The following is a 13048-nucleotide window of genomic DNA, read 5'->3' as shown; positions in this document are numbered from 1 at the left end:
ATGTCAGCGAGAATACTTTTAGTCGAAGATGAACTGGATTTGGGAAATGTTGTAAAGCAATATTTGGAGCTAAAAGGCTTTGAAGTGACTTGGGTGCAACGCGGCAAACCTGCAGTAGAGCTTTTAGTATCTAAAGTTCACTATGACTTAGTTATTCTGGATATTCAACTTCCAGATATGAATGGTTTTGAAATAGCTGAACAAATCAAAATGATTAACAAAGATATATTCTTCCTGTTTCTAACCTCTCGAAATGAAAAGAAAGACCGTATCTATGGTCTCGACATAGGCGCGGAAGATTATATTACCAAACCTTTTGATATAGATGAATTAATATTACGTATAAAGGTTATTTTAAGACGATCGGGACTATTTAATGATGCAGAAACCCATACCGTTCCTCACAATGTATTATATCAAACTTCGGATGTTTCTTTCGATACGAGCTTGATGCAGCTGGTGGTTGGTAATCAAAAACCTATCGTGTTAACGCAACGTGAAGTCGACTTGCTGGAATACTTTTTTACACACAAAAATAAAGTGCTTAAAAGGGATGAAATCCTTACAGCGGTGTGGGGTGAAAACGATTATTTCATGGGCCGCAGTTTGGATGTTTTTATTTCGCGCTTGCGAAAAATTCTTAGTCAATCTTCCACTATTCGTATTGAAAACATATACGGTGTAGGTTTTATATTCAAGTTGGAGGATTCCAATCCGTAAAATATCGCCTTCGTATTTTACTATTTCTCTTTTTATTAACAATCTGTTAACAATCCATTAGGAATGGGTTAACAACTTGCTGTTTATTCTCTTCTTAATTTTATGCAACGGCTCTAAACCGTTTGTAAGTGAGATTATATTATACCAATTAAACGATGAATTTAAACACAAATATGCGTAGTGAACATTCTGGTAAACCATTTTTTCAGTGATTATGGACTAGATTAACAAGAATTTCAAATTATATACCTATCTGAATTATTAATATCTACAGAAAAACAAACTAATCAATTATTTATGAGATGAGAAATTTACACATTTTAAAGTTTATGACAAGAGCGGTTCAAATACTATTGCTAATAGTTATGGGGACTTCTATGGTATTCGCTCAAGGTAATTCCAACATCGAAATTCAAGGGGTCGTAAAAAGCGAATTGAACGAGAATTTGGTTTCCGTAAGTGTTACCAATTTAAAATCCAAACAAAGTGTTGTGACCAATCAAGTTGGTGCGTTTCAAATTTTAGCTCAGCGTGGCGATTCTCTTCGCTTCTCTTATGTTGGGTTTGAAGACCAGGTTGTAGCCATTAACAACAGCATTACTCTTACCATTACGCTAAAAGCATTGAACAACAGCTTAAATGAAGTCGTGGTAGTAGGTTATGGCCAACAACGTAAAATCAACATGGTCGGCTCGCAATCTACTGTAAAAGTCGAAGATCTTAAACAGCCAGTAGCGAATTTAAGTGCGACGTTAGCGGGTCGAATTGCAGGTCTGGTAGGTGTACAACGTACAGGTCTTCCGGGTAGTAATTCCGCTGATGTTTGGATACGTGGTATCTCGACGTTCAATTCACAGAATAGTGCTTCACCACTTATCGTGGTAGATGGCGTACAAGGAAGGGATTTAAATGCTTTTGATCCCGAGGATATCGCTACGTTGACCATCTTGAAAGATGCATCAGCTACGGCAGTATATGGAGCGCAAGGTGCAAATGGCGTGATCTTGATCACCACCAAAAAAGGTCGTGTAGGAAAACCTTCTTTGATGTTTAACTACAATCAAGGTATGGTAGATTTTACCAAAAGACCAGATTTAACTAATGCGGAGCAATATATGCGCTTGCGTAATGAAGCGATGGTGGCTTCTGGATTGGCTCCAGAATACAGTGATGAGTATATCCAAAATACATTAAATGGTACCGATCCGAATTTATATCCTAATGTTAATTGGTTAGATGCTTTATTCAAAAAAGCGTCTTATAACAGAAGGGCTAATTTTAGTGCGCGTGGGGGAACAGAAAATACGCAATACTATACGGCTATTTCATACTATGATGAGACCAGTTTGCTAAAAACTGATAATTTACAAAGCTATAAGGCTGATACTCGTTTCAGAAGGTATAATTTCACTTCAAACGTGGATATGAATTGGACCAAAACCACAAAATTTTCTTTGGGAATTTTAGGGTATGTTATTAACAATAATTATCCGGGTGTAAATCCGCAAGAAGCGTTTGGACGTGTGATGCAGACAAATCCGGTATTATATCCTTTGATGTATCCAGGGAATTTTGTTCCCGCAGTTAACCAATCTTCTGATGCTCAACCTAATCCTTATGCGTTAGTAACACAGACTGGTTATCAAAATAATTTTTCCAGCCAATTGAATTCTAGTGCGAGAATTACACAAGATTTGAGCAGTTTCACCAATGGCTTATCGGCTTATGGAATGTTTTCATTTGATACGAATAACTCACACAATATTGCGCGTACGCGTAACAGAACAACCTATTCTATTGATCGTGCAAACCCATACAATGAAGATGGTTCATTGAATTTAGTGATTATGTCCAATGGTTCAGAAGATTTGGGCTATGACAGAGGCAATAGCGGTGATAGACAATTTTATTTCGAAGGCGGTTTCAATTACAATCGTCAGTTTGATAAGCATAATCTGAATGCGTTATTGTTGTATACGCAGACTGATGAAGTTTCTGCTTTCGCTGGCGATTTAACCTCTTCATTACCTTATCGTACGCAACGTATGGTAGGTAGAGCGAATTATTTATACGATGATCGTTATGCTGCAGAATTCAATTTTGCATATGATGGTTCGGAAAACTTTGTGCCAAGCCGAAGATTTGGTTTCTTCCCTTCTTTTGGTGTAGGCTGGATATTATCGAATGAGAAATTCTTCGAATCGGCTAAAGAAACTTTCCAAATGGTCAAATTGCGTTATTCCAACGGTATCACTGGATCTGGCGGTGGTGGACGTCGCTTCGGTTTCTTAACTATTGTTTCCACTGGTGCTAACGGCTATTCTTTCTGGAATGGTACTAGTAATGTGAATTACGGCGGAGTAGCAATTTCGGATTATGGGTATGATGTGACCTGGGCTGAATCGCACAAACATGATATCGGTTTAGAGTTTACTACGCTGAAAGGAAAGTTAAATGTTACGGTGGATTGGTTTAAAGAAAATCGCTCTGGAGTATTCTTGCAAAGAGGTAGTTTGCCAAATTATTTAGGTCTTCAAAACCAACCTTATGGAAATTTAGGTATCATCAAAAACCAAGGTTTTGACGGTACTGTAGCCTTAGAAAATCTAGAGTTAGGCAAGACAGTTTGGTCTTTCAATGGTACTTTCTCGTACAACAAGGATCAAGTAATGGAGAATGATAATCCAAGTCAATTATTCCCTTATCTAGAACGTCGTGGAAGAAATTACTTAGCGGGCTACGGTTATGTTGCAGATGGTCTTTTCCAAAGTCAAGGAGAAATAGACGTGCATGCAGATCAAACAGCTTTGGGTGCGCAACGTGTTGGAGATATTCGATACAAGGATTTGAATGGTGATGGTGTAATCAATACCTATGACCAAACAAAAATAAGTAATGGCGATGTGCCTAACTTGGTGTATGGTGCTGGCTTCAATGTGAACTATAAAAAAGTTTACTTCGGTGCCTTTTTCCAAGGGGTGCAAGGAGCCGAGAGAAGAATTTCGGGTGATGGTATAATTCCATTCAACAATAGTATCGGTGCGGAGCGAAGCAATTTGTTTGCTATTGCAGAGTCGCGTTGGACTGAAGATAATCCTTCATCTGATGTGTTCTATCCACGCTTAGGGTATGGTAATTCGGTGAATACAAACAACGCTGTAGCCTCATCTTGGTGGGTAAAAGATATTGATTTTCTACGTTTAAAAACTGTTGATTTTGGGTATTACTTGCCTACAGAGCGTTTGAAAAATTGGGGATTGAAAAATTCTAGAATTTACGTGCAAGGAGTGAATTTGTATTACTGGAGTAAATTCAAACTTTGGGATCCAGAGTTGAATACTAGTAACGGTTCTTCTTATCCGAATACACGTACAATTTCATTAGGAATTCAAGCTAATTTTTAATCTAAAACAAACTTAGCGATGAAGAAAAATCATATCCAATTAGGTGGGATTAGCAACATTAAAGTAAACAACATGAAAACTAAAATATTATCAATACTGATGGCAGGAGGTGTTTTTCTATCCTCTTGTGCCGGCTTTCTGGATCAAATTCCTGATGATGTTTTGACTGTAGATGATATCTTCAAGTCAAAGAATTATGTAGATAATTACCTTACGCAAATATATGCGAACCTTCCCAATGAAATGGCTCAACGATTTGTTGGAACTCAATTTTCTGGGCCATGGACCGCTGCTTCTGATGAAGCTAAATATAATTGGGATTTCAATTATGCCAATAATATGAACAAAAGTACGTGGTCTACTACAGATGGTTCGGTATCTACATTTTATGACAATTATTATAAATCCATTCGTAATGCAACTGATTTTATCGATAAAATAGATTCAGCAAATCCAGCGGAAGTTAATGAGTCTATGAAATCAAGATATAAAGCCGAAGCCAGAGCGCTTCGAGCGATATATTATTATTTTTTGATTCGAATTTACGGACCAGTTCCTTTGGTTACACAGGTTATTCCTGTAGATGCACCATTGTCTGAGGTTCTTTTGCCACGTAGCAGCTTCGATGAATGTGTTGAATTTATCGTTTCAGAGTTAGATTTAGCTTATGTGGATCTGCCGACTATTCCCGTGAATAGTGAATATGGCCGTATGACCAAAGGTATGGCAAAAGCTTTCAAACAACAAACATTGCATCTAGCGGCTAGCCCATTATTCAATGGCAATAGCGATTATGCCAATCTTAAAAACACGGATGGCAAGCAATTGATTAATACAACGTATGATGCCAATAAATGGAAATTAGCTGCGGATGCCGCTAAAGAATTTTTGAATGAATTTGTGCCAACGACTTACAAGTTGTATGAAGAAAATAATGCCGATCCATTTGTAAAAGCATATTTGTCGACACGTAATGTAATGACCAGAGAATGGAATGAAGAATGGATTTTTGCACGTACCAATGCAGCAAACTATTCAGATTACGATAGAAGACCAAAACACGTAGGATATACTACCAATGTACAGGGCGGAGGCGCATTGGGTGCTACTCAAAAAATTGTGGACGCTTATTATATGGCGAATGGTTTGCCTATTACAGATGCGGCTTCAGGATATGAATCTTCGGGGTTTGAAAATTTCCGCGCACCATTTGACGTAAATGCTAGAAGTACGTTCAAGGCTTGGGCAGATCGTGAGCCACGGTTTTATGTAGGGATCACCTATAATAGAAGTTATTGGCTCAACCAAGGTTCAAATTCCAGTGAAGTAATTACAGTTATGGAACTTTCAGGAAATTCCGGACGTAAACAAAGTACTTCCGATGTCTCTCCAACCGGATATATTGTCCGTAAAAATGTCGCGACCAATGATAACAGTAGAGGATCTGTTCAGTTGCGGTTAGCACAAATCTATTTAGATTATGCAGAGGCTCTGAATGAATACGCTCCAAACAACGCCGACATTTTGACTTACCTAAATCTTGTTCGTCAACGTGCAGGTATTCCGACGTATGGCAATGGAGCTGGACAAATTACTCCTCCGGCATCGCAAACGGCTATGCGTAATGCTATTCGCCGTGAACGTCAAGTGGAATTAGCTTTTGAAAATGTTCGCTATTTCGATTGTAGACGTTGGAAGACAGCTGCTACAGAATTTGCGGGTGAAGTTTTCGGGATGAATATGTTTGCGGATGGCAATGCTTTTTATGACAAAACATTAATCGAAACACGTGTATTCAGACAAAGAGATTATTTATTCCCAATACCGAATAATGAAATCTTGAAAAATGAATTAATGGTTCAAAATCCTGGATGGTAGTATTTTAAAAAGAACAGAAATGAATATTATAACTAACATAAAATTCAGTTGCTTGCAATTGGTAACGGTTATGACTCTCTCGGGTATCATCCTAAGTTCTGCAAATTCCTGTGTAGAAGATGTGGATTATACAGTAGAAAATGAGGGAACGATATATATGGCGCAGGCCTTAGAAAGTAAATCATATCTTCAGCTATTTGATATAGATACAATTCAAGATATATTCTTTGGTGCCTCGTATGGAGGTATTAAATATCCTGATATTGATATAAACGTCAAATTCACTGTGGATGAAAGTTTGATCAACGCATACAACCAAGAACATGGTACCAATTATATTGCTTTCCCCCAAGCGTCATATAATATATCAGGCTTAGAATCGGTAATCAGAGCAGGAACGGCGAATAGTGATCCTATAAAAGTGATGATTACGGCTAGACAACTTCAAATTGGTAAATCCTATATGTTGCCTGTGAAGTTAGTTTCAGCAGGTTCTTCAAACATAAAAGACGATTTGAATACAGCTTATTTTAGAATTGATTCGCTTATTCGGAGAGAAAGAGATATTACCAATTTAGGTGCTTTCTCTGTGAGTCACGAAAATAATGGTGGGCCAGGTGCTGGCGAAGGTTCTCCAAAGTTGGTAGATAATAATTTGGGAACCAAATATTTAACACAAGGATATGCTCCGGGTATGTGGTTTCAGGTTAAATATAATACACCTCAAGTAATAGGTGCGTACACTTTTACTTCTGGTAATGATGCGAGTGAAAGAGATCCTAAAACTTGGCGTTTTGAAGCGTCTAATGATGGTAATACATGGACTGTATTGGATAATAAAGTGGAGTATTTCTTTTCTGACCGTAATCAAACTAAAAGATTTGAAACGACCAATACTACGCCATACACGCATTATCGTGTGACTGTAGTGTCTAATAATGGATCGAATTTATTCCAAATGACTGAATGGCGATTGATTCAATATTATTAGAATTATATGAAGCCTCATAAAATATTAATATGTATCCTATGATAAACTCAAAGTTACTGTGTGTGTGTCTTCTGCTGTTTCTTAGCTTCTCTTGCCAAGAAGCAGCAGTAATTCTTCCCGAGGAGGAAGAGGAAGAGGTTCCGGTTGATTCTGAAGATCCCAATGCACCTCCGCGGTTGTGGCGTGAAAATTGGTTAGAACATGAGCTTTTACTTACTAGACAGTATTACAATGATTCCATCGTTATTTATCACGATGACGATATGGATCCATCGGTGACGTGGCCTAGACGAGCTGCAACCAAGATTTGGAATTATACGTGGAAAACGTATGGTGGATTCGGTTCTGATATACGTCTAAAGGTAGCGCTGCATGGTGGTACTTACGGAGGAGGTCACCCGGGTTATTATTTGAGTAATAGCCATGGATATATTAATATAATCGACGTGGGTTTAGGTCGCCAACGTTGGTTAGATAGTGTCGGAGAGCCTTTGGATTTGATAGCACACGAAATAGGACATATTGTGGAAGGTACATCATATAATACGTTAAACTCTCCCTCTATGCCGATTTGGGGAGATAGTAAATGGATGGAAATTTATCAGTATGATGTTTACAAAGCTTTAGGTTGGGCTGACAAGGCACAAAACTGGCATAATCGGATGTTGGTAACAAAGGATAATTTCCCTAAAGAAAATACCTATTGGTATAGAGATTGGTTTTATCCTATTTATGACAAATACGGAAATGTAACCGTTTTGAATAAATACTTTAAGCTTCTTTCTCAGCATTTTCCTACAACTAGTATTCCTAACGGAAGAAAGTATACCCGGGACTTAAATTTTGGGGAATTCATACATTTTTGGAGCGGAGCGGCTGGTGAAGATCTTTCCGAATTAGCGTTAGCGGCTTTTGGGGACAAAGATCGACATGGTAATCCTTGGCAACCTCAATTTCAAAAGGCTAAGCAAGATTTCATTGCTATTACTTACTAATAAATCTAATATAGACTTCTATTAATATGAACAAACAGAAAATTAAATTTTTAGCCCTTTTCTTTTATTTTTTCACGCTATGGTTCCCAAATCTATTTGCACAAAGTCATGGAGCAACTGATCTGGTGGATTTTGTAAATCCTTTGATGGGAACGGATTCAAACCCTTCCTTGTCTAATGGAAATACTTATCCAGCTGTTGGAGTGCCTTGGGGAATGAACATGTGGACTCCTCAGACAGGAAAAATGGGGGATGGATGGCAATATACCTATGCTTCCAACAAAATTCGGGGATTGAAACAGACCCATCAGCCTTCTCCTTGGATGAATGATTATGGTCAGTTTTCATTAATGCCTGTGAGTGGTAAATCTGTATTTGACCAGGATGAGCGTGCGAGCTGGTTCTCGCATAAAGCGGAAGTTGCAAAACCGCATTATTATAAAGTTTACCTGGCGGATTATGATGTGACAGCTGAAGTTACACCAACAGAAAGAGCTGCTATGTTTAGATTTTCTTTTGGAAAAACCGATAGTGCGTTTGTGGTATTGGATGCTTTTGATCGCGGTTCGGAAGTGCAAATTATTCCAGAGAAGAATATGATTATTGGTTACTCATCTCGATATAGCAGAGGGAAATTGCCAAATTTCAAAAATTATTTTGTAGTCGTTTTTGATAGACCATTTACAAATCAAGCTGTTTGGGAAGGAAAGACGAAGAAAAATGGTGTGCTTAAAATTCAAGCGGATCACGTGGGTGCAATTGTAGGATTTAAATCTGCAGGTAAGCACGATGTAATCCATGCGCGTGTCGCATCATCTTTTATTAGTGCAGAACAAGCGCAGCTCAATTTGAAAGAATTGGGAAATAATTCTTTTGATACGGTTGCCTCTAATGCAAGAAAACAATGGAATGATAAACTTGGAAAGATAAAAGTAGAGGGTGGTACAATTGATCAAATGCGAACTTTCTACAGTTGTCTGTATCGTACATTGTTCTTTCCGAATAAATTATATGAGCTGGATGCCAAGGGAAATATAGTTCATTATAGTCCTTACACTGGAGAGATTTTACCAGGATATATGTTTGGAGGAACAGGGTTTTGGGATACTTTTAGGGCTTTATATCCTTTGTTGAATATGGTGTATCCTTCCATCAATAAAGAGATGCAAGAAGGTTTGTTAAATTGTTATAAGGAAGGAGGTTTTCTTCCAGAATGGAGTAGTCCGGGTTTTGCAGATATCATGGTAGGTAACAATTCGGCATCTGTAGTAGCTGAAGCTTATCTAAAAGGAATACGCGGGTATGATATTGAAACACTTTATGAAGCCTTAAAACACGGCGCAAATAATGAAGGCCCTATGACCGCTGTAGGTCGAAAAGGGGTACAGTATTACAATGATTTAGGGTATGTGCCTTACGATGTGGGGATTAATGAAAATGCGGCGCGTACTTTAGAATATGCTTATGACGATTTTGCGATTTATAGATTGGCAAAAGCTTTAGGAAAACCAAAGGAAGAATTAGAACTATATGCGAAACGCAGTCAGAATTACAAACATCTTTTTGATCCTTCAACGAATTTAATGCGTGGAAAAAATAAGGATGGAAGCTTCCAAAGTCCTTTTAATCCTTTGACGTGGGGAGATGCATTTACAGAAGGAAATAGTTGGCATTACTCTTGGTCCGTTTTTCATGATGTACAAGGATTAATTGACTTGATGGGAGGAAACAAAACTTTCGTGAATATGTTGGACTCTGTTTTTGTGCAGCCACCAATATTTGATGATAACTATTATGGAGGTGTTATCCATGAAATACGTGAAATGCAAATCGCTGATATGGGACAATATGCGCACGGTAATCAGCCTATTCAACACATGATTTACCTGTATAATTATGCCGGAGAGCCTTGGAAAACTCAATATTGGGCGCGTGAAACCATGAACCGAATGTACAGTGCTACGGCAGATGGTTATTGCGGTGATGAAGATAATGGACAGACTTCAGCTTGGTACGTGTTTTCAGCTTTAGGTTATTATCCTGTTTGTCCCGCTATGGACGAATATGTATTAGGTGCACCATTGTTTAAAAAGGCTACTATTTACTTAGAAAATGGAAAGAGTTTTGTCATTGAAGCGCCAAACAATTCGGATAAAAATATCTATGTGCATCAAGCAAGTTTAAATGCCAAAACGCATAATTATAATTATATCAAACATGCTGATATTTTGAAAGGTGGTGTTTTCAAAGTTGATATGCGTGAGCAACCCAACAAATCTAGAGGTACACAATCATCATCGTTTCCTTATTCATTTACAACTGATAAAAATAAATTCTAAACTGTAATATGCATTTCAAAAATTATATTGGACTTTCTGTAATTTGTTTCTTTTTGACTATTCATTTTTCTTTTGCGCAACGCGATTGGTCTAATATCAATCGTGATATACAGCATGCGGTCCAAGTGGATACCTTAAAGAAGAAAAAATTCACTTTAATATTTATCAATAAATCCAAAGATTTCGATTCACAAATAGGGGATCGATTGAAGGAAGTGTTTTTTATAAACTATCCAAAGCAGGTAAAGCTTTATAACAAAAACTCAGCTCCTCAGGTGATTTTTGTGATTGATCCAGAATATGACGGAATAGCTGCTGCGGGAGGTGGAGTTATTCGTTTTAATCCAGAATGGTTCAAAAAGAATCCTAAAGATATTGACATCGTAACGCATGAAATTATGCACCTGGTTCAAAGCTATCCGCATAATGCGGGTCCTGGCTGGATTACAGAAGGAATTGCAGATTATGTGCGTCATACTATGGGAGTAGATAATGCGGGCGCTAATTGGAGTTTGCCAGAATATCGAAGCACGCATAAATATACAGACGCTTATCGTATTACAGCGCGTTTTTTCTTGTGGCTAGAGAATAATAAGAAAAAAGGATTGGTTAAGGCGTTAGATGCTCAAATGCGAAATAAAACCTATACAGATGCTTTTTGGGTAAATAAGACAGGTAAAAATGTAGATGAATTGTGGAATGAATATATAGCGAACCCTAAAATTTAATAATAGTTACGCGAAAGGAGTGTATATGCACTCCTTTTTCATAACCATCTATTTATTTTTTTGATAGACTCGAACATAATCGACTTCATATAAAGCTTTTTGAATATTCTCATCTATAGGACCTCCAAAATTTCCGCCCATAGCAAGGTTGAGAATGATAAAAAAATTGTGATGAAATGGAATATTTGGAGAATTTTTCATTTCATGAATCAGCTTGTCGTCTACATAAATTCGAATGGACGATTCACTCCAATCCACTTTGTATATATGAAATTCAGTAGTTGCATTCTTAATAATCAGCTTACTGCCATCTGCATTACCTCCTGATCGCTCGGGATAGTGTAATGTGCCATATACTGTATTGAGTTCTTTGCCAACGTGTTCGACAATGTCTATTTCTCCACATTGTGGCCAGCCTACAGTTGTGATATTGGATCCAAGCATCCATGCAGCAGGCCAAGTTCCTTTACCTTCAGGAACGCGAGCTCTAACTTCGATGATGCCATATTTAAAATCAAATTTTCCTTGAGTTTTGATTCTTGAGGACGTAAATGAACCGCCTTTATAGTCTTCTTTTATAGCTATAATTTTAAGGAGGCCATCTTCAAACAGCAGCAGCAACAATAAATCAACTTTCCATAGCCATAATTTGTTTTTAAAGGATTCGATATCGAATCCTTTTTTGTTTATATCGATTTTTAATAAACGATAGTTTATTCGAATTAAAAATTATTTTAGCTTTTAAAAGGTAAAATTTTCTGGTAATAATATAGTTATTAATAAAATTTTCTGAATAATGCATTTGTTGTTGAAAATTATATTGATTAAATGCAGTTTTGTGATTTAAATCATTAACAGATAAGTTCAGAGAATTATGTCATCAAATGCTACCTATAGTAAATGTTTGTCTCCTGAATTAGATAGTCGTTTCAATCATTTGTGGTGTCTAGTAGGAAATACTCCGATGCTAGAATTACGATATACTTATAAAGGGAAGTTAGGGAAGATTTATGTAAAGTGCGAAAATTACAACCTAACAGGAAGTATTAAGGATCGTATGGCGCTTTATATTATGTACAAAGCGTATATGAATTGCCAAATTCGACCTGATGATATCATTGTAGAAGCAACAAGTGGAAATACAGGTATCGCATTCTCGGCTATAGGAAAAGCTTTGGGACATCCTGTAAAAATCATTATGCCTAATTGGTTGAGTAAAGAACGTATCGATATTATTAAAAGTATGGGTGCAGATATTCAACTAATCAGTAAAGAAGAGGGTGGATTTTTAGGTAGTATACGATTAAGTGAGGAATTGGCGGCTCAAGGTGGAGTTTTCTTGCCTCGTCAGTTCGAAAACTTATTTAATTCAGAAGCGCATGAATTGACTACTGGTAAAGAAATAGCACTTCAGTTAGCATCTAAAGGTCTTGTAGCCGATGCTTTTGTAGCGGGTGTAGGTACAGGAGGTACAGTGATGGGAGTGGGTAAGCAATTGAGAAATTATAATCCATTTGTGAAGATACATCCTTTAGAACCACAAGAAAGTCCTACATTAACAACGGGATACAAAGTAGGAGCTCACCGTATTCAAGGGATTTCGGATGAATTTATTCCAGCGATAGTGAAGTTGGATGAATTGGACGAAGTAGTTTGTGCATCGGATGGTGATTCTATCATTATGGCTCAAAAATTAGCTAAGCAATTGGGATTGGCCGTAGGAATTTCTTCCGGAGCCAATGTTATTGGAGCTATAAAATTGAAAGAGCAATTGGGTGATGATGCGGTCGTTGTGACACTTTTGTGTGATGACAATAAAAAATATTTAAGTACAGATTTGGTAAAAGATGAACCTGTAAAAGAAGGTTATATTTCTACAGATCTTAACTTTACGGAATTTCTACCAATTGCAAGGCTGGCAAAGCCTTTAATCGGTTAATAAAAATTTTGTTTCATCTTATTTGATTAGGAATTGTTTGTGTTAGAATAGATT

General features: G+C 37.3%; 9 protein-coding genes. 8 read left to right on the top strand and 1 reads right to left on the bottom strand.

All coding sequences use genetic code 11. The features are described 5' to 3' along the window. The 7 genes from H8B04_RS05115 (at position 1) to H8B04_RS05085 (ending at position 11055) form a co-directional block, all read left to right on the top strand. Positions 1-720 carry a response regulator transcription factor gene (locus tag H8B04_RS05115; protein ID WP_190301671.1) on the top strand — a complete coding sequence of 240 codons (720 nt, stop codon included), beginning with the start codon at positions 1-3 and terminating at the stop codon, positions 718-720. 329 nt (positions 721-1049) lie between these two features. Continuing rightward, a complete protein-coding gene (locus H8B04_RS05110) occupies positions 1050-4124 on the top strand; it encodes a SusC/RagA family TonB-linked outer membrane protein (protein WP_190301670.1) in 3075 nt (1024 codons plus the stop codon). Between the two features lie 18 nt (positions 4125-4142). Continuing rightward, positions 4143-6002 (top strand): RagB/SusD family nutrient uptake outer membrane protein, encoded by a 1860-nt coding sequence (locus tag H8B04_RS05105; protein WP_223815281.1) that lies wholly within the window; start codon positions 4143-4145, stop codon positions 6000-6002. A gap of 19 nt (positions 6003-6021) precedes the next feature. Further along, entirely contained in the window at positions 6022-6993 is a 972-nt protein-coding gene (locus tag H8B04_RS05100; RefSeq protein WP_190301669.1) for a BT_3987 domain-containing protein, read from the top strand. Between the two features lie 38 nt (positions 6994-7031). Beyond that, positions 7032-7988, top strand: coding sequence for a hypothetical protein (locus H8B04_RS05095; protein WP_190301668.1), 957 nt, complete (start codon positions 7032-7034; stop codon positions 7986-7988). A gap of 26 nt (positions 7989-8014) precedes the next feature. Beyond that, a complete protein-coding gene (locus H8B04_RS05090) occupies positions 8015-10327 on the top strand; it encodes a GH92 family glycosyl hydrolase (RefSeq protein ID WP_190301667.1) in 2313 nt (770 codons plus the stop codon). 8 nt (positions 10328-10335) lie between these two features. Continuing rightward, positions 10336-11055 (top strand): basic secretory protein-like protein, encoded by a 720-nt coding sequence (locus tag H8B04_RS05085; protein WP_190301666.1) that lies wholly within the window; start codon positions 10336-10338, stop codon positions 11053-11055. Positions 11056-11103: 48 nt separating this feature from the next. Here the strand turns inward: H8B04_RS05085 and H8B04_RS05080 are convergent, their stop codons facing one another. Then, positions 11104-11676, bottom strand: a complete 573-nt coding sequence (locus H8B04_RS05080; RefSeq protein WP_190301665.1) for a glycoside hydrolase family 16 protein — start codon at positions 11674-11676, stop codon at positions 11104-11106. A 253-nt stretch (positions 11677-11929) separates the two neighbouring features. Between H8B04_RS05080 and H8B04_RS05075 the strand changes: the two genes are divergently transcribed. Next, complete coding sequence (locus H8B04_RS05075) at positions 11930-12994, top strand: PLP-dependent cysteine synthase family protein (RefSeq protein WP_190301664.1); 1065 nt, start codon at positions 11930-11932, stop codon at positions 12992-12994. Positions 12995-13048: the final 54 nt, after the last annotated feature.

This window comes from Sphingobacterium litopenaei (genome assembly GCF_014692495.1).
In the GTDB taxonomy this organism is placed as follows: domain Bacteria; phylum Bacteroidota; class Bacteroidia; order Sphingobacteriales; family Sphingobacteriaceae; genus Sphingobacterium; species Sphingobacterium litopenaei.
Note: the sequence above shows the minus strand (reverse complement) of the source record. Positions and strands in the feature narration are given on the sequence as shown.